This window comes from Aeromicrobium sp. Root472D3, assembly GCF_001426485.1.
In the GTDB taxonomy this organism is placed as follows: Bacteria; Actinomycetota; Actinomycetes; order Propionibacteriales; family Nocardioidaceae; genus Aeromicrobium.
On sequence record NZ_LMET01000001.1, the window covers coordinates 1,752,932 to 1,770,523 of the forward strand.

The window sequence follows — 17,592 nt, forward strand, 5'->3', positions numbered from 1 at the left end:
GCCGTGCTCCGCCCTCGGAGGCTGTCGCTGCCGGCCTCGATCGCCCACCCGGTGCGTCTGCTCCCCCTGACGTTCTTCGCGCTGATCCTCGTCGGCACCCTGCTCCTGCTGCTGCCGTTCGCGCGGTCGGGGCAGTCCTCGCCCGGTTTCATGCCGGCGTTCTTCACGTCGACGTCCGCCGTCACGGTCACGGGGCTCGCGACGGTCGACACGTCGACGTACTGGTCGCCGGCGGGGCAGGGCATCATCCTGGTGCTCGTCGAGATCGGCGGTCTCGGCATCGTCGCGCTCGCGACGGTCCTCGGGCTGTTCATCGGCGGGCGGCTGGGGCTGCGCACGCGGCTCGTGGCCCAGGCCGACATGCACGTCGTCAACATCGGCGAGGTGCGCCCGCTGTTCAAGCGCGTCGCGCTGACGATGGTGTTCTTCCAGGCCGTCACGGCGGTCGCGCTGACGGCCCGCTACCGCGGTGCCTACTTCGACGACCTGCCGACGGCGCTGTGGCACGGCGTGTTCGACGCCGTCATGGCGTTCAACAACGCCGGCTTCTCGCTCAACCGCGACAGCCTCGTGGGCTACGCGGGCGACGGGCTGATCATCATCCCGATCGCGCTCGCGGTGTTCTTCGGCGCGATCGGCTTCCCGGTGCTCGCCGAGCTGTTCAGCGGCTGGCGCACGCCCGCGCGGTGGACGATCCACACCCGCCTGACGGTCTGGGGCTCGATCGGGCTGCTGGTCTTCGGCGCCGTCGTGTTCCTGGCGCTGGAGTGGAGCAACCCGGCCACGCTCGGCGGGCAGGGCGTGTGGCACAAGGTCGTGACCGGCGTCGAGGGCGGCATCATGCCGCGGTCGGGCGGCCTCAACAGCTTCGACTGGGGCCAGGTGCGGCCCGAGACGCTCAACATCGGCATCATCTTGATGTTCATCGGCGGCGGCAGCGCCAGCACGGCCGGCGGCATCAAGATCACGACGTTCCTGCTGCTCGCCTACGTCATCTGGGCCGAGCTGCGCGGAGACCCCGACATCACGATCGGCGCCCGCCGCGTCGGCCCCCGGGTCGTCCGCACCGCCGTCACGATCGCCCTGCTCGCCGTGATGCTCGTGACGGCGACGACGTTCCTCGTCATGCTCATGACCGACTTCGCGTTCGACGAGGTGCTGTTCGAGTGCACGTCGGCCTTCGCGACCGTCGGGCTGAGCACCGGCATCACTCCCGATCTGCCGGTGGACGCCCAGTGCGTCATCATCGTGCTGATGTTCCTCGGACGCGTCGGCACGATCGCCGCGGCGGGGGCACTGGTCCTGCGACGTAGGATGCCGCGGTACCAACTTCCCGAGGAGCAACCGATCATTGGCTAAGGACCGCAACACCTCTCCGACCGCCCCGGTCATCGTGCTCGGGCTCGGTCGATTCGGCACGGCCGTCGCCCGCTCCCTCGTGCAGCTGGGCCACGACGTGCTGGCCGTCGACGAGCGCGCCGACATCGTGCAGAAGTACGCCAGCGACTTCACGCACGTCGTCGCCGCCGACACGACCGACACCGAGGCGCTGCGCCAGATCGGCGCCGAGCAGTTCCAGGTCGCGGTCGTCGGCATCGGCACCGACATCGAGGCCAGCGTCCTGACCGTCCTCGGCCTGCTCGACCTCGGCGTCAAGGAGGTCTGGGCCAAGGCCATCAGCGGCAAGCACGCCGCGATCCTCGAGCGCGTCGGCGCGACGCACGTCATCCGGCCCGAGTCGCAGATGGGCAAGCGGGTCGCGCACATGGTCACCGGCACCATGACCGACTTCATCGAGTTCGACGAGGGCTTCGCGATCGCGCGCACCCGGTCGCCCTCCCGCGCGTGCGGCAAGACGCTGCAGGAGGCCAAGCTGCGGGCCGACTACGGCGTCACGATCGTGGCGATCAAGTCGCGCGGCAGCGACTTCACCTACGCGCAGGCCACGACCCAGGTCTTCGACGGTGACGAGCTGATCGTGTCGGGGCCGACGACCAAGGTCGAGGCCTTCTGCGCGCTGTCGTGAACCGGGGCGTGCGAGGCAGGCAAGGCTCGCCTCGCAACCCTTAGGTCAGCCTGCTCTTCGTTGAAACCGCAAGGAGAAGTGGGCAGGGTGGAGTCATGACCTCACTTCACACGCAGGCCCCGTCCGACCTCGCCACGACGTCCGAGATCGCCGCCGGCGTCGCCCAGTTCCTGAGCCCCGTCGTCCGCGACCTCGAGGCCCTCGTCGTCAACGGCAAGCAGGCGCACTGGCACGTCCGCGGCGGCAGCTTCGTCGGCGTCCACGAGACCCTCGACATGGTCGTCGAGCACGCGCAGGACTACGCCGACACCGCCGCCGAGCGCATCGTCGCCCTCGGCCTGCCGGTCGACGCCCGCCTGCAGACCGTCGCCGCCCAGTCGACGCTGCCCGTCCTCGCCGACGGCTTCCAGTCGTGGCAGGACACCGCGGCCGCCGCCGTCCGGCAGATCGACGCCGCCCTGGTCACGGTCCGCGCGGCCGTCACGGGCCTGGACGACATCGACCTCAGCAGCCAGGACGTCGCGATCGAGATCGAGCGGGGCCTGACGAAGGACCGCTGGTTCCTCCAGGCGCACATCGCCTCCTGATGGTTCCTCGCAGCCCCCGCCCCGTCACCGCGACGGGGCGGGGGCTCGTGCGTGCGCCGCTCCGCGTGGCGTGCGTCACCCCCGCTTGAAGTGAGGTTAGGCATACCTCTACTCTGAGCGGGTGAGATCCCACCGACGCCGCATGCCGACCGAGCACGTGCTCCTGGCCGGCGACGTCGCGGATCTGCCCGGCATCGTCGCCGCCCTCGCGTGGCTGCCCGCCGACGCCTACGGGCAGGTGCTGATCGAGGCCGGCGTCGACGACGAGCTGCCGCTGCTCGCGGCGCCGCTGCGCGTGACGGTCCACCGCGTCGAGCGCTCGCCGCAGGGCGACGGTGTCGCCGCGGCCCGTGCCGTGGCCGCGTGGGTCGAGGAGTGGATCCCCGACGAGATCGACGACCGCCGCACCGTCAGCATCTGGGTCGGCGAGCGGGTCGAGCCCAGCTGCCCCCGCATCAACGCGCTCGTCGAGCGTCTCTGAGCCCTGGCCTCAGGCCTCGGCCGATCGTCTGACCTCGTCGACGAGCTGTCGCCACGGCCCGTCGAGCTCGCGCTCGGCGACGACCGCCTCGTGGCCGGCGACGCGCAGGTCGTAGACGAACCCGTCCGGCGCCGCGCCCGAGCCGCTGGTCGTGTCCCAGGGGCAGGCCTCGACGATGGGTCGCCAGTGCTCGGCCTCGTGGGGCGCGGAGACCTCGATCGACCACTCGCGGCGCAGGCCGGCGAAGCCGCCCGTCCGGGCGACCGTGATGACGAAGGGCAGCTCGTCCACCGATGGCTCCTGACCGACGGTCCTCAGCGGTTGTCGCGTGGGCGGGTGACGCCCGTGCCGTCGGTGCCAGTGTCGCCGATCGGCAGGCCCACCGTCGACCACGCCTCGCGAACGGCCCGGTGCTCGCGTGAGTCGGTGCCGAAGCGGGTCGCCGCGGCCGCGGCCGTCGCGGCGGCGAACTCGTCGAACGTCGCCCTCGGCGACAGCTCGCCGGTGATCGTGTCGTACCAGATGGGGCCGGCGGCGTCCCACGCGTTGCCACCCAGGGTGGTGGCGACGAGGTGGAAGGCGCGGTTGGGGATGCCCGAGTTGAGGTGCACGCCGCCGTTGTCGTCGGTCGTGTCGACGTAGTCGGCCATCGTCGCGGGCTGCGGGTCCTTGCCCAGGACGTCGTCGTCGTACGCCGTGCCCGGCGCCTTCATCGAGCGCAGCGCGCTGCCCTCGACCTGGTCGGTGAACAGGCCCTCGCCGATCAGCCAGCTGGCCTGCGCCGCCGACTGCCCCCGGGAGTGCTGCTCGACCAGCGCGCCGAACACGTCCGAGATCGACTCGTTGAGCGCGCCCGACTGGCCTTCGTAGACGAGCTCGGCGGTGTACTGCGTGACACCGTGGGCGAGCTCGTGCCCGATGACCGACAGCGACGCCGTGAAGCGGCCGAACACCTGCCCGTCGCCGTCGCCGAACACCATGCGGCCGCCGTCCCAGAAGGCGTTGTCGTACTGCCGGCCGTAGTGCACCGTGGCGAGCAGGGGGAGGCCGGCGCCGTCGATCGAGGCGCGTCCGAAGACCTCGGCGAGCAGCGCGTGGGTCGCGCCGAGGCCCTCGTACGCCTCGTCGGCGGCGACGTCGCCGGTGGGCTCGTCGCCCTCGCGGCGCACGACGTCGCCGGGCAGCGTCTCGGTGCCGGCGGCGTCGTTGATGGTCCGCTCGGGGGCGGTGGGCGCCACGGGGCCGTCCGGCCCGGCCGGGACGGCGGAGCGACGGCTCGTGCGGGGCGGGCCCGGTGCGAGCAGCGCGCGGTGGGCGGCGTCGGTGGCCGCGCGCAGGTCGTCGCGGTCGAGCTCGGACAGGTGCCTCAGCAGGTAGGGCGGGACGATGCCGTGGGACATGCCTCCACGGTAGGCGCGCGGTGCGACAGACGCGAGGGCCCGAACCGACGCACCGCGGACAGGGCGGCGGGCTGGCCCGCCACCACGCCGCCGAGCACCAGCGCCACGCCGACCGCCTGGGCGGTGCCGAACGCCTCGTGCGCCACCACGACGCCCAGCAGCGTCCCGACGACGGGGTTGACCAGACCGATCAGCGCCGTGCTGCCGGCCGTCATGCGGGTGAGCCCGTGGAACCAGCACGCATAGGCCAGGCCCGTGCCGACGACGCCGAGCCACAGGAAGCCCGCCACGCTGCGACCGTCGAGCGACGGGGGAGGACCCTCGACGACGGCCGCGACGGGCAGCAGGACGAGCCCCGCCGCGGTGAGCTGCCACCCCGTCATCGTCAGCAGGTCGGTGGGCCGCTCCCACTTCTTCAGCAGCACGAAGCCGAGGGCGGCGGAGCCGACCGCCCCGACGGCCGCGAGCAGCCCGACGGGGTCGATCGACGCGTCGGCACGGAGCACCAGCAGCGCGACGCCGGCGGTGCCCGTCACGCCGCCGACGACGCCCCCGACCGTCGCGCGCTCGCCGATGAGGAGGGCGGCGAGCGCCATGACGGCCAGCGGCGACATCGCGGTCACGGTGGCGGCCAGCCCGCCCGGGAGACGGTAGGCGGCGACGAACAGCAGCGCGAAGAAGAGTCCCATCGTGCAGGTGCCGAGCACCAGCGAGCGCCACCACCACGAGCCGCGGGGGAGCGTGCGGCGCAGCACCAGGATCGTCAGTCCGACCGGGAGCGCGCGGACGACGGCGCAGAACAGCGGACGGTCGGGAGGGAGCATCTCCGCCGTGACGGTGTACGTCGTGCCCCAGGCGACGGGCGCGACGACGGTGACGAGGGGGTCCCGCCACCAGCGCGGAGTATCTTCCATGGAAGGCAATCTATCTTCCGGGGAAGATATGATCAACCCATGAGCGCCGAGGATCACGTCGACACGATCGTGGGTCAGTGGGCGGCCGAGCGTCCCGACCTCGACTCGTCGCCCCTGCACGTCATCGGCCGCCTCTCGCGGCTGGCCGACCGGGCCGACGAGCTGCTGCGCCCCGTGTTCGCCGAGCACGGTCTGGGCGACGGCGACTTCGACGTCCTGGCGACGCTGCGCCGGGACGGGACGCCGTACGAGCTCACGCCGTCCGAGCTGGGGGACCGCACGATGGTGACGTCGGGCGCGGTCAGCAAGCGGCTCGACCGGCTCGAGCGGCTCGGCCTCGTCGAGCGTCGGGTCGACGAGGCCGATGCCCGCGGGCGGCGCGTCCGCCTCACGACGGAGGGCATCGCCCTGATGGACGACGCCTACCCCGCCCACCTCGCGAACGAGGCGCGGATAATGGCCGGCCTCTCGGGGCGCGAGCGTGCGGACCTCGTCCGGCTGCTGCGCCGGCTGGCCGACTCGTTCGACGCCGCGGCCGGGACCGGGGCTGACATGCGGCCCTGACCGGTCGGGAGTAACGTCGCCGGGTGGGTCGGCCGCGGGGGCCGCGACCCGCACGAGACGGGGGTCCCGGTGCTTCGGGCAGCAGACGACACGTTCAGGCTCAACGCCGACTTCTTCGACTACACGATCATCGCGCTGTACTTCGCGGTCGTCCTCGGGATCGGGGTGCTGGCCCGGCGGCAGGTGTCGTCGAGCCTCGACTTCTTCCTGTCCGGCCGGTCGCTGCCTGCGTGGGTCACGGGGCTCGCGTTCATCTCGGCCAACCTCGGTGCCGTCGAGATCATGGGCATGTCGGCCAACGGCGCCGAGTTCGGCGTGGCGACGTTCCACTACTTCTGGATCGGCGCCGTCCCGGCGATGCTGTTCCTCGGCATCGTGATGATGCCGTTCTACTACGGCTCCGGCGTGCGCAGCGTCCCCGAGTTCATGCGACGGCGCTTCGGCACCGGCGCCCACCTCGTCAACGCCCTGAGCTTCTCGATCGCGCAGCTGCTGATCGCGGGCATCAACCTGTACCTGCTCGCGACGATCGTCAACCGCCTGCTGGGCTGGCCCCTGTGGGTCTCGCTGATCGTCGCGGCGATCGTGGTGCTGAGCTACATCACGCTCGGCGGTCTGTCGGCCGCGATCTACAACGAGGTGCTGCAGTTCTTCGTCATCGTCGCGGCCCTGACGCCCCTGACGATCATCGCGCTGCACAAGGTCGGCGGCTGGCAGGGCATCAAGGACAAGGTGCAGCCCGGTCCCGAGCAGCTGTCGTCCTGGCCCGGCACCGACCTGACGGGCATCGACAACCCGGTCCTGTCGACGATCGGCATCGTGTTCGGCCTGGGCTTCGTGCTGTCGTTCGGCTACTGGACGACCAACTTCGTCGAGGTGCAGCGGGCGATGGCGTCCGACTCGCTGTCGTCGGCGCGGCGCGCGCCCATCATCGGCGCGTTCCCGAAGATGTTCATCCCGTTCATCGTGATCATCCCCGGCATGGCGGCGGCGATCATCATCCCCGAGATCGCGAACCTCAAGTCGGGGCAGGGCGACGCCGGCGGCGCGACGTACAACGACGCGATCCTGCTGCTGATGCGCGACCTGCTGCCCAACGGCATGCTCGGCGTCGCGATCGCCGGCCTGCTCGCGTCGTTCATGGCCGGCATGGCCGCGAACATCTCGGCGTTCAACACGGTGTTCTCGTACGACCTGTGGCAGCAGTACGTCAAGAAGGACCGGCCCGACGGCTACTACCTCGGCGTCGGACGCGTCGCGACGGTCGCGGCGACCGTCATCGCGATCGGCACGGCCTACTTCGCGTCGAACTACGACAACCTCATGAACTACCTGCAGACGCTGTTCGGCTTCTTCAACGCGCCGCTGTTCGCGACCTTCATCCTCGGCATGTTCTGGAAGCGCATGTCGGCGACGGCGGGCTGGACGGGCCTGGTCGCGGGCACCGCCGCCGCGGTCGCGGTCGCGTTCCTGAGCGAGGACGCGTTCGGCGGGGCGAGCACCGGGGTGCTGGAGCTGTCGGGCCAGGGCGCGAGCTTCGCCGCGGCCGGTGCGGCGTTCGTCGTCGACATCGTCGTGAGCGTGGTCGTCACCTTCATGACCAGGCCTCGCGACCCGAAGGAGCTCGAGGGTCTCGTGTACTCCCTGACGCCCAAGGAGTCGCTGGTCGACCCCGACGAGGGCTCGCTGCCCTGGTACCAGTCCCCGACGAAGCTCGCCGGCATGGGCCTGGCCATCGTCATCGTCCTCAACCTGATGTTCCGCTAGGAGATCGCCATGAGTGAGCAGCAGCAGAAGAAGAAGGCGGGCGTGTTCGACATCCGATTCGTGATCGGAGGACTGCTGGGCATCTACGGCGTCATCCTGATCCTGCTCGGGTTGTTCAACGCGACCGAGGAGGAGCTGGCGCGCGGCGACGGCCTCAACATCAACCTGTGGGGCGGCATCGGCATGCTGGTCGTCGCGATCGCCTTCGCGGCGTGGGCGCGCCTGCGCCCCGTCGTCGTCCCCGCCGACCCCACCTGACCGCCGACGAGTCGCTCGTGCCCCGTGACGAGTCGCCGCGGGTTCCTCGCCGCCCGGCGTGCGTGACTCGCGGGTGGGCGTGCGTGACTCGCGGGCGGGCGTGCGTGACTCGTCGGCGGGGGTGGGGGGAGTCCCCGGTAGGATTCGGGCGGTGACCACGCCTGACGAGACCTCCGCCTCCCACCGCTACACCAGTGACCTGGCCGGCGACATCGAGCGACGCTGGCAGGACCGGTGGGACGCCGAGGGGACGTTCGAGGCCCCCAACCCCGTCGGCGACCTCGCCGGCACGACGCAGGACGGTCAGCCGCTCGGCGACAAGTACTTCATCATGGACATGTTCCCGTACCCGTCGGGTGCGGGACTGCACGTCGGCCACCCCCTCGGCTACATCGCCACCGACGTCGTCGGCCGCTACCGCCGCATGCGGGGCGACAACGTGCTGCACGCCCTCGGCTACGACGCGTTCGGCCTGCCCGCCGAGATCCACGCCGTCCAGACCGGCGAGCACCCGCGCACCAACACGCTCGCCAACATCGCCAACATGCGACGCCAGCTGCGCCGCCTCGGCCTGGCGCACGACCCGCGCCGCAGCTTCGCCACGATCGACCCCGACTTCGTCCGCTGGACGCAGTGGATCTTCGTGCAGATCTTCGAGTCCTGGTACGACGACGAGCAGCAGCGCGCCCGCCCGATCAGCGAGCTGCGCGCCGAGTACGAGTCGGGCGCGCGCACCGCGCCGGACGGTGCCGGGTGGGCCGACCTCGAGCCCCTCGAGCGGCGCCTGCTGATCGACTCTCGCCGCCTGGCGTACGTCGACGAGTCGCCCGTCAACTGGTGCCCCGGCCTCGGCACCGTGCTGGCCAACGAGGAGGTCACCGCCGAGGGTCGCAGCGAGCGCGGCAACTTCCCGGTGTTCACCCGCAACCTGCGCCAGTGGAAGATGCGCATCACGGCGTACTCCGACCGGCTGATCGACGACCTCGAGCGCGTCGACTGGCCCGAGTCGGTCAAGAACATGCAGCGCAACTGGATCGGACGCTCGCACGGCGCCCGCGTCCGCTTCCAGGTCGAGGCCGCCGCGACGTCGTTCGACGTCTTCACGACGCGTCCCGACACCCTGTTCGGCGCGACGTACGCGGTCCTGGCCCCCGAGCACGAGCTCGTGTCGGCGATCGTCGCCGACGCGTGGCCCACCGGCACGCCGCGCAGCTGGACCAACGGCGTCGACTCGCCCGCCGAGGCCGTCGCCGCCTACCGCGCCATGGCCGCAGCCAAGACGGACGTCGAGCGCCAGGAGAACCGGGACAAGACCGGGGTCTTCACCGGTTCGTACGCGACCAATCCCGTCAACGGCGAGCAGATCCCGGTCTTCATCGCCGACTACGTGCTGACCGGCTACGGCACCGGCGCGATCATGGCCGTCCCGGCGCACGACGCCCGCGACCACGAGTTCGCCACGGCGTACGGCCTGCCGATCGTCCCGACGATCCAGGCTCCCGAGGGCCACGAGGGGGTCTTCCTGGGCGAGGGCCCCGCGATCAACTCGTCGCACGGCGACCTGGACGTCGACGGTCTGGGCGTCGCCGACGCCAAGGCCGCCGTCGTGGCGTGGCTGGAGGCGCACGGCGCCGGCGAGGGCACCACGACGTACCGCCTGCGCGACTGGCTGTTCAGCCGTCAGCGCTACTGGGGCGAGCCGTTCCCGATCGTCTACGACGAGTCCGACCAGCCCATCGCGGTGCCCGACCACATGCTGCCGGTCGAGCTGCCCGACGTCCCCGACTACTCGCCCAAGACCTACGAGCCCGACGACGCCGACAGCAACCCCGAGCCGCCGCTGGCGCGCGCCGACGAGTGGGTGCACGTGACGCTCGACCTCGGAGACGGGCCCCGGCAGTACCGCCGCGAGACCAACACGATGCCCAACTGGGCCGGGTCGTCGTGGTACGAGCTGCGCTACACCGACCCGCACAACGCCGACGCCGTCACCGACCCCGAGAACGAGCGCTACTGGCTCGGCCCCCGCACGCCCGGCGGCACGGGCGGCGTCGACCTGTACGTGGGCGGCGTCGAGCACGCCGTGCTGCACCTGCTCTACGCCCGCTTCTGGCACAAGGTGCTGTTCGACCTCGGTCACGTCACGAGCGAGGAGCCGTTCCACCGCCTGTTCAACCAGGGATACATCCAGGCCTACGCGTACACCGACGAGCGCGGCGTCTACGTCGACGCCTCGCAGGTCGAGGAGCGCGACGGCTCGTTCTTCCACGACGACAGCCCCGTCACCCGCGAGTACGGGAAGATGGGCAAGAGCCTCAAGAACGTCGTGACGCCCGACGAGATGTACGACGCGTTCGGGGCCGACACGTTCCGCGTGTACGAGATGTCGATGGGCCCGCTCGACGTGTCGCGCCCGTGGGAGACGCGCGCCGTCGTGGGGTCGCAGCGCTTCCTGCAGCGGGTGTGGCGCCTGCTGGTCGACGAGGAGACCGGCGAGTCGCTGGTCGACGACGCCGACCTCGACGCCGCGACGCTGCACGTCCTGCACACCACGATCGACGGCGTCCGCGGCGACATGGAGAACCTGCGCTTCAACACCGCGGTCGCCAAGCTGATCGAGCTGACCAACCACCTCACGAAGGCCGGCGTCACGAGTCGCGCCGCGGTCGAGCCGCTCGTGCTGATGCTGGCGCCGCTGGCACCGCACGTGTCGGAGGAGCTGTGGGCGCGGCTGGGCCACGACGAGTCGCTGATCCGCGCGCCGTTCCCCGAGGCCGACCCGGCCCACCTGACGTCGTCGTCGGTCACGTGCGTCGTGCAGGTGCTCGGCAAGGTGCGCGGCAAGCTCGAGGTCAGCCCCGACGTCACCGACGACGAGCTGACGGCGCTGGCCCTGGCCGAGCCCAACGTCGTCCGGTCGATCGACGGCCGCGAGATCCGCAAGGTCATCGTCAAGGCCCCCAAGCTCGTCAGCATCGTCGTCTGACGACCGGGGGGTCGCGCGACCCGTGGTGACGACGTGATCTGGGACACGTACGGATAGGCTGGGACCATGATCGGCATCGTGACGGACTCGACGTCCTCGTTGTCGCCGGACGACGCCGAGCGGGAGCACATCGAGGTCGTCCCGCTGCAGGTCATCATCGGGGCCGACACCTACACCGAGGGTGACGACGTCACGGCCGACATGATCGCCGAGGCGCTGGCCGCATTCGTCCCGGTCAGCACCTCGCGGCCGACCCCCGACGACTTCCTCGCGGTGTACGAGCGCCTCGCCGCCGACGGCGCCGAGTCGGTCGTCTCGGTGCACCTCAGCGGACGCATGTCGGGCACCCTCGAGTCGGCCCAGCTCGCCGCCAAGCAGTCGTCCGTCCCGGTCACGTGCATCGACTCGACGCAGGTCGGCATCGCGACGGGCTTCGCGGCGGGCCGCGCCGCACGGGCCCGTGACGAGGGCGAGGACGCCGTCGGCGTCGCGGACGCCGCGCGGCGGGCCGGCGAGGCCTCGTCGGTGCTGATCTACGTCGACACCCTCGAGTACCTGCGCCGCGGCGGACGCGTCGGGGCCGCGGCCGCCCTGATCGGCTCGGCCCTGGCGGTCAAGCCGATCCTGACGATCGCGGACGGCGCGGTCGTCCCGCTCGAGCGCGTCCGCACCAAGGCCAAGGCGCTGGCCCGGCTCGAGGCGCTGGCGGTCGAGACGGCCGGGGCGTGCGAGGCCGGTTTCGACATCGGCGTGCAGCACCTCGCCAGCCTGGCGACCGCCACCGCGGTCGCCGAGCGGCTCGCGTCCTCGCTGGCGGTCGAGTCGATCCCCNCGCGATCGGCGCGCACGTGGGCCCCGGCATGATCTCCGTGACGATCACGCCGCGCTGAGCACCGGCGCTCTCCCGACGACGTGCGGTCCCCACCGTCCGCCGGCCGGTGGAGGTTGTCCACAGCGGGCGTCGGGCGACTGCCGCGGACGTCCGTCGGTGCCTAGTTTCGAGGTGTGAAGCCGCTGCACCGAGACGACCCGCTCGACGAGACCCGCGCCGACATCGCACGGCGGCGTCTCGCGCGCCTCGCGGCGTCGTTCGACGCCGAGCTCCCGCCGGCCGAGGAGCCCGAGGCACCGCAGCGCCGCCGGCTCGAGGTCCCGCACGCCCGGGCGCTGGCCGTGGTCGCCGTCGCGGCGTCGGTGCTGCTGGTGTGGTGGTTGCTCGCGGGGCGCCCTCGCACGAGCGAGCCCGTCGCCCCGCTGGCGTTCGGCTCGTCGGCGGCACCGGCGTCGACGGGGGCGGGGGCCCCGCCGCCGACCAGCGGTCCTGCCGAGCTGATCGTCGACGTCGTCGGCCGGGTGCGCCGCCCCGGCATCGTGACCCTGCCGAAGGGGTCGCGGGTCTACGAGGCCATCGAGGCCGCGGGTGGCCTGAAGGGTCGCGTCGACACCACGACGCTCAACATGGCCCGCGAGCTCACCGACGGCGAGCAGGTGCTGGTCGGCCTCGACCCGGTGGACGCGGCGGCTCCCGCCGCGGGTGGAGCCACGGGTGGCGTCGGGCCCGGTGGCGGCGCGGCGGCCAAGGTCAACCTCAACACCGCGACCGCCGAACAGCTCGACACCCTGCCCGGTGTCGGGCCCGTGACGGCGCAGTCGATCCTCGCGTGGCGCGAGACGAACGGTCGCTTCACCTCGGTCGACGACCTCCTCGACGTCAAGGGCATCGGCGACGCGACGCTGGCCGAGCTGCGCGACCTCGTCGTGGTGTGACGCACGACGGGCGCATGGTGCCCGGGGCGGCGGCCTCGTGGTGCCTCGCGGCATGGCTCGTGACGTCGGGGTCCGTGACGGCCGCCGTGGTGGGCACGGCCGCGGTCGTCGTCGCCGCGGCCTCGTGGCGCCGGCGGGTCGTCCCGCTCGCGCTGGCGGCGGTCTGCGTGGCCGCCGTGGCGGTCTCGTGCTCGTGGCGGCTCGCGACGGTCGAGCACTCGCCCCTGGTCGGCCTCGCCCGCAGCGGGCAGCTCGTGACCCTCGAGGTGCAGGTCAGCAGCGACGCGCGCACGATCGAGCGCCGGGGCGTCGCGTCGACCGTCGTGGGCGTCGTCGTCCGGCGGGTCGCGGCCGGCGACCTCGACCTGCGGGTGCGCGAGGCGGCGACGGCGTTCGTCGACGGGCGCCCGGACGACCTCGTGGTGGGGCGGCGGCTCGTGGTGCAGGGACGTCTCGCGCCGTCCGACCGGTCCGACGAGAGCGTGACGATCAGGGTCGGACGCATCGGCCCGGCGACGGGCGCGGCGTGGTGGTGGGAGGCGTCCGAGCACGTTCGCGAGGGCGTCCGGCGGTCGGTCTCGCACCTGTCGGACGAGCCGCGCGGGCTCGTGCCCGCGCTCGTCGACGGAGACGAGGGCGCCATCACCGACGACGTCGACGACGACTTCCGGCGCAGCGGGCTGACGCACCTGACGGCTGTCTCGGGCACCAACCTGACGATCGTGCTCGGCGTGACGATGGCGGTGGCACGGGCCGGGGGCCTCGGACGGCGGGGCCTGTGGGTCGTCGGGCTCCTGTCGATCGCGGCCTTCGTGCTGCTGGCACGTCCGGAGCCCAGCGTCGTGCGGGCCGCCGCGATGGGCGCGGTCGGCGTCGCCGCACTCGGCCTGGGCTCGCGCGGTGGCCTGCGGGCGCTGTGCTGGGCCGTCGTCGGGCTGCTGTTCGTCGACCCGTGGTTGTCGAGGTCGCCGGGCTTCGTGCTGTCGGTCAGCGCGACGGCCGGCATCCTCGTGCTGGCGCCGGTCTTCGCGCGCCGGCTGGAGGCGTGGATGCCGCGGTGGTGCGCGCTGGCGATCGGCGTGCCGCTCGCGGCGCAGCTGGTGTGCACCCCGGCGCTCGCGGCGCTGTCGGGCGAGGTCTCGCTGGTCGCCGTGTTCGCCAACCTGCTCGCGGCGCCGGCCGTCGCGCCCGCGACCGTCGCCGGTCTGGTCGGCGGCCTGCTCTCCCTCGTGTGGGCGCCGCTGGGCCAGGTGTGCGGCACGGCCGCGGGGGCCTGCGCGAGCTGGATCCTGACGGTGGGGCACACCGCGGCAGGCCTCGACGCCTCGTCGTTCGAGTGGCACGCCCCGTGGCAGGTCCTGCTCGTCGTGGTGCCGGCGGCGACGTGGGTCGCCGTGCGCCTGGCGTCGCGTCCCGTGCTGTTCGTGGGCCTCGTGCTGGGGCTCGCCGTCGGCATCTGGCGTCCGCCCGAGACCGGGTGGCCGCCGCCCGGCTGGGTCATGGTCAGCTGCGACGTGGGCCAGGGCGACGCGACGGTGCTGCCGGTGGGTCCCGGCCAGGCCGTCGTGGTCGACGTCGGCGAGGACGACGCTCCCGTCGACCGGTGCCTGACGTCCTTGGGCGTCCGCACCGTGCGGCTGCTGGTGCTGACGCACGGCGACGCCGACCACGTCGACGGCTGGCGCGGAGCCGTCGAGGGGCGCCGGGTCGACCAGGTCGTGGTCGGCACGTCGGGTGGGCCGCCGATCCGCGGGGTGCCGCGTCACGTGGCCGAGGCGGGGGAGTCGTTCACGCTGGGCGAGACGTCGGCCGAGGTGCTGTGGCCGCCGGCCGACGAGCCGCCCGCCGGCGACCGCAACGGCGTCAGCGTCGTGCTGCGCGCGACGGTGCGTGGCGTGCGGCTGCTGCTGACGGGCGACGTCGGGGCGGAGGCGCAGCAACGCATCCTGCGCTCGGGCGCCGACGTCGCGGCCGACGTCCTGAAGGTCGCCCACCACGGCAGCGCCGACCAGGAGCCCCGCTTCGTCGCGGCGGCGCACGCGCGCATCGCGACGATCAGCGTCGGCGAGCACAACGACTACGGCCACCCGACCGCCGCGCTGCTGGCGATGCTGCGGGACGACGGCACGGCGTGGTGGCGCACCGACCGCGACGGCGACGTCGCGGTCGTCGTGCGCGACGGCCGGATGTCCGTCGTGGGTCGAGGCTAGGATCGCCAGGTGGCCTCGGCATTCGGCAAGATCCTGCTCATCACCGGCAATGCCGAGTTCCTGGCCGACCGCACGCGGGCCAAGGCCGTCAAGGTCGTCACGGCCGAGCAGCCCGACTGCGAGGTCGCGACGACGACCGCCTCGGGCCTGCAGGCCGGCGAGCTGGCCGGCCTCACGAGCCCGTCGCTGTTCAGCGACGCCAGCGCGCTGGTGCTGACAGAGCTGCAGGACCTCCCCGAGGTGGCGCAGGGCGAGCTGCTGGCGTACGTCGCAGAACCGTCGCCCGACATCGCCGTGGTGCTGGTCCACAGCGGCGGCCAGAAGGGCAAGGGCCTGCTCGACAAGCTGCGCAAGGCCCCGGTCGTCAGCGAGGTCAAGGTCGAGCAGCCCAAGTACGAGCGCGACTACGCCCGCTGGGTCTTCACCGAGGTGCGCGACCTCGGCGCCCGCATCGACGAGCAGGCCGCGACGTACCTGGTCGCCGCCGTCGGGCAGGACCTCCGGGCCCTCGCGGGCGCCGCCGACCAGCTCGTCGACAACCTCGAGCAGGGCGCGCACATCAGCACGTCGCTGGTGCAGCAGTACTTCGGCGGACGCGCCGACGTGCGGGGCTACGAGATCGCCGACGCCACGATCGACGGACGCATCGACGTCGCGCTCGAGCAGGCGCGGTGGGCCGAGTCGGCCAAGGTCGCACCGGTGCTCATCACGTCGGCCCTCGCGACGGGCCTGCGGTCGCTGGCCAAGCTGTCGGGGGCGCCCGAGGGCCTGCGCGACAACGAGCTCGCCGCCCACATCGGCGCCCCGCCGTTCAAGATCCGGTCGATGCGGGCGCAGCTGCGCAGCTGGGACGCCGCCGGCCTCGCGGGCGCGATCGCCGCGGTCGCGCAGGCCGATCTCGACGTGAAGGGCGGGGCCGCCGATCCCGCGTTCGCGGTCGAGCGGATGGTGCTCGCCGTCGCCGCGCGCCGGAGGCGGTAGAGGTGGTCGGCACGCGGGCGAGCCGGGTCGACGCCGTCGACCTCGCGCGCGGCCTGGCCCTGATCGGCATGATGTTCGTCCACCTCGGGCCCTCGTGGGTGGGCGAGGACCCGCCCGTGGGCCAGATGATCGCGAGCGGCCGGGCGGCGCCCCTGTTCGCGATGCTCGCCGGTGTCGCGCTGTCGCTGGTGCACCGCCGCGACCCGCACGGCGCGGGGTCGGTGCGGGCGACCGGCATCCGGGCGGCGATCCTGGTCGTGCTGGGCCTGTGCCTCGGCTCGCTCGACCAGATGCCGGTGTACGTCATCCTGGCGTTCTACGGCCTGATGATCGTCGTGGCCCTGCCGTTCCGTCCGTTGCGGGCCCGCGTCCTGCTGGGGCTGGGGCTGGTCTGGGCCGTCGTGGTGCCGGTGCTGCTGCTGTGGCTGCAGATCGCGCACGCGCCGGTCGTCTCCGACCAGGCCGAGCTGTCCGACGTCGTGCCGCCGTGGTCGCTGCTGGCCGAGCTCGTCGTGTGGGGCGCCTACCCCGCCGGGGTGTGGTTCGCGTACGTGCTGGTGGGCCTCGGCATCGGACGGCTCGACCTGGGGCGTGCGCGCGTCGCGGTCGCGGTGCTGGGCGGGGGAGTCGTGCTGCTGACGGGCTCGCTCGCCGCGGGGGCCGTCGCGATCTCGCGGGGCGTCTTCGACGAGTGGTACGTGCAGGGCTGGCGGCAGCTGTTCGTCTCCAGCGCCTACCCGTACGAGCCCGCCACCTGGAAGGAGCTGTGGCTCGTCGGCGAGCACACGTCGCGCCCGCTCAACGTCCTCGGCGCGATCGGCTCGGCGCTCGTGGTCATCGGGCTCTGCGCGCTGGTCGCCCGGGTGCCGTGGGCGCCTCTGGTGCTGCGACCCGTCCGGGCGGCCGGCGCGATGACCCTGACGCTCTACACCGTCCACGTCATCTGGAGCTGGCGGCTGGCCGTCCGCGCCAACGCCGGCGACGACCCCACGGCCCGCCTGGGCAGCTACGGCGACTGGCTGCTGCAGGTCGTCGTGCTGTGCGCCCTGGCCACGGTGTGGCTGACGTTCGCGCGTCGCGGCCCGCTCGAGGCGGTCGTGCGGCTGGTCTCGACGTACGGCACGTCGTCCGCGTCGAGACACCAGGACGCGGAACGCACGAACGCCCCGGCGTGAGCCGGGGCGTTCGGTGGCTGTCGGTCGACAGCGGGGCCTGTGTCAGGCCGGCGCGATCAGAGCGCGGCGGCCTTCTTGGAGATGGCCGACTTGCGGTTGGCCGCCTGGTTCTTGTGGATGACCTTCTTCGAGGCCGCCTTGTCGAGCTTCTGCGTCGCGACGCTGGCGAGCTTCTTGGCGTCGTCGGTGTTGCCCGCGGCGACGGCCTCCTCGAAGCGGCGAACGGCCGTCTTCAGCGCGGAGCGCACGGACTTGTTGCGCTCACGAGCCAGCTCGTTCTGGCGGTTGCGCTTGATCTGCGACTTGATGTTCGCCACGGGGGAGACCTACTTCTCTTGGTGTTGTACTCGACGATGAAGACGGCACGCAGACCGTGCCCAGAGGTGTGTGGACGTGCCGAGGCACGCGACCGCCAACTCTATCAGCCGGTGGCCCGTGCCCTCAAATCGGTGAGCGGGTACGCCTCGCGGCACGAT

At 72.5% G+C, this 17,592-nt stretch carries 17 protein-coding genes; 13 read left to right on the forward strand and 4 right to left on the reverse strand.

Annotation, left to right across the window (positions count from 1 at the left end):
• Nucleotides 1-3 precede the first annotated feature (3 nt).
• From ASD10_RS08590 to ASD10_RS08605, 4 genes are all read left to right on the forward strand, one after another.
• On the forward strand, nt 4-1,359 hold the full coding sequence (locus ASD10_RS08590; protein WP_056607333.1) for a TrkH family potassium uptake protein: 1,356 nt from the start codon (nt 4-6) through the stop codon (nt 1,357-1,359).
• Nucleotides 1,352-2,026, forward strand: a complete 675-nt coding sequence (locus ASD10_RS08595; RefSeq protein ID WP_056607334.1) for a TrkA family potassium uptake protein — start codon at nt 1,352-1,354, stop codon at nt 2,024-2,026. The genes ASD10_RS08590 and ASD10_RS08595 overlap by 8 nt, the downstream gene beginning before the upstream one ends.
• 95 nt (nt 2,027-2,121) lie before the next feature.
• On the forward strand, nt 2,122-2,613 hold the full coding sequence (locus ASD10_RS08600) for a Dps family protein (RefSeq protein WP_056607335.1): 492 nt from the start codon (nt 2,122-2,124) through the stop codon (nt 2,611-2,613).
• Between the two features lie 121 nt (nt 2,614-2,734).
• Nucleotides 2,735-3,094 (forward strand): SIP domain-containing protein, encoded by a 360-nt coding sequence (locus ASD10_RS08605; RefSeq protein WP_157432512.1) that lies wholly within the window; start codon nt 2,735-2,737, stop codon nt 3,092-3,094.
• A 9-nt stretch (nt 3,095-3,103) separates the two neighbouring features.
• Here ASD10_RS08605 and ASD10_RS08610 read toward each other — a convergent pair whose 3' ends face one another.
• The 3 genes from ASD10_RS08610 to ASD10_RS08620 are packed head-to-tail and all read right to left on the reverse strand — an operon-like array spanning nt 3,104 to nt 5,408.
• Nucleotides 3,104-3,385 (reverse strand): protealysin inhibitor emfourin, encoded by a 282-nt coding sequence (locus tag ASD10_RS08610; RefSeq protein WP_082556107.1) that lies wholly within the window; start codon nt 3,383-3,385, stop codon nt 3,104-3,106.
• 23 nt (nt 3,386-3,408) lie between these two features.
• Nucleotides 3,409-4,494: a M4 family metallopeptidase gene (locus tag ASD10_RS08615; RefSeq protein ID WP_056607339.1), complete on the reverse strand. Its 1,086-nt coding sequence runs from the start codon at nt 4,492-4,494 to the stop codon at nt 3,409-3,411.
• Nucleotides 4,461-5,408, reverse strand: a complete 948-nt coding sequence (locus tag ASD10_RS08620; RefSeq protein ID WP_056607341.1) for an EamA family transporter — start codon at nt 5,406-5,408, stop codon at nt 4,461-4,463. The genes ASD10_RS08615 and ASD10_RS08620 overlap by 34 nt, the downstream gene beginning before the upstream one ends.
• Before the next feature lie 39 nt (nt 5,409-5,447).
• Between ASD10_RS08620 and ASD10_RS08625 the strand changes: the two genes are divergently transcribed.
• The 9 genes from ASD10_RS08625 (at nt 5,448) to ASD10_RS08665 (ending at nt 17,116) form a co-directional block, all read left to right on the forward strand.
• Nucleotides 5,448-5,972, forward strand: coding sequence for a MarR family winged helix-turn-helix transcriptional regulator (locus ASD10_RS08625; RefSeq protein ID WP_056607343.1), 525 nt, complete (start codon nt 5,448-5,450; stop codon nt 5,970-5,972).
• 69 nt (nt 5,973-6,041) lie between these two features.
• Entirely contained in the window at nt 6,042-7,739 is a 1,698-nt protein-coding gene (locus ASD10_RS08630; RefSeq protein ID WP_056607345.1) for a sodium:solute symporter family protein, read from the forward strand.
• A 9-nt stretch (nt 7,740-7,748) separates the two neighbouring features.
• Entirely contained in the window at nt 7,749-7,997 is a 249-nt protein-coding gene (locus tag ASD10_RS08635) for a hypothetical protein (RefSeq protein ID WP_157432513.1), read from the forward strand.
• Nucleotides 7,998-8,148: 151 nt separating this feature from the next.
• A complete protein-coding gene (leuS, locus tag ASD10_RS08640) occupies nt 8,149-10,983 on the forward strand; it encodes a leucine--tRNA ligase (protein ID WP_056607349.1) in 2,835 nt (944 codons plus the stop codon).
• Between the two features lie 66 nt (nt 10,984-11,049).
• A partial coding sequence (locus ASD10_RS08645) for a DegV family protein (protein WP_235501790.1) occupies nt 11,050-11,814 on the forward strand: 765 nt, incomplete at its 3' end.
• 174 nt (nt 11,815-11,988) lie between these two features.
• Nucleotides 11,989-12,750 carry a ComEA family DNA-binding protein gene (locus ASD10_RS08650; RefSeq protein WP_157432514.1) on the forward strand — a complete coding sequence of 254 codons (762 nt, stop codon included), beginning with the start codon at nt 11,989-11,991 and terminating at the stop codon, nt 12,748-12,750.
• A gap of 14 nt (nt 12,751-12,764) precedes the next feature.
• The gene (locus tag ASD10_RS08655) at nt 12,765-14,960 is read left to right on the forward strand and encodes a ComEC/Rec2 family competence protein (protein ID WP_157432515.1); all 2,196 of its coding nucleotides are present in this window, start codon (nt 12,765-12,767) and stop codon (nt 14,958-14,960) included.
• A 9-nt stretch (nt 14,961-14,969) separates the two neighbouring features.
• Complete coding sequence (gene holA / locus ASD10_RS08660) at nt 14,970-15,941, forward strand: DNA polymerase III subunit delta (RefSeq protein WP_056607353.1); 972 nt, start codon at nt 14,970-14,972, stop codon at nt 15,939-15,941.
• A gap of 2 nt (nt 15,942-15,943) precedes the next feature.
• The gene (locus ASD10_RS08665; RefSeq protein WP_056607355.1) at nt 15,944-17,116 is read left to right on the forward strand and encodes a DUF418 domain-containing protein; all 1,173 of its coding nucleotides are present in this window, start codon (nt 15,944-15,946) and stop codon (nt 17,114-17,116) included.
• A 56-nt stretch (nt 17,117-17,172) separates the two neighbouring features.
• Here the strand turns inward: ASD10_RS08665 and rpsT are convergent, their stop codons facing one another.
• A complete protein-coding gene (gene rpsT / locus ASD10_RS08670; RefSeq protein WP_056607357.1) occupies nt 17,173-17,433 on the reverse strand; it encodes a 30S ribosomal protein S20 in 261 nt (86 codons plus the stop codon).
• Between the last annotated feature and the right edge of the window lie 159 nt (nt 17,434-17,592).

Bases quoted from the DNA above. Each gene is read 5' to 3' on its own strand.
- ASD10_RS08620 (WP_056607341.1), bottom strand. From the start codon at position 5,408: ATGGAAGATACTCCGCGCTGGTGGCGGGACCCCCTCGTCACCGTCGTC.
- ASD10_RS08635 (WP_157432513.1), top strand. From the start codon at position 7,749: ATGAGTGAGCAGCAGCAGAAGAAGAAGGCGGGCGTGTTCGACATCCGA.
- ASD10_RS08600 (WP_056607335.1), top strand. From the start codon at position 2,122: ATGACCTCACTTCACACGCAGGCCCCGTCCGACCTCGCCACGACGTCC.
- ASD10_RS08655 (WP_157432515.1), top strand. From the start codon at position 12,765: ATGGTGCCCGGGGCGGCGGCCTCGTGGTGCCTCGCGGCATGGCTCGTG.
- ASD10_RS08625 (WP_056607343.1), top strand. From the start codon at position 5,448: ATGAGCGCCGAGGATCACGTCGACACGATCGTGGGTCAGTGGGCGGCC.
- ASD10_RS08615 (WP_056607339.1), bottom strand. From the start codon at position 4,494: ATGTCCCACGGCATCGTCCCGCCCTACCTGCTGAGGCACCTGTCCGAG.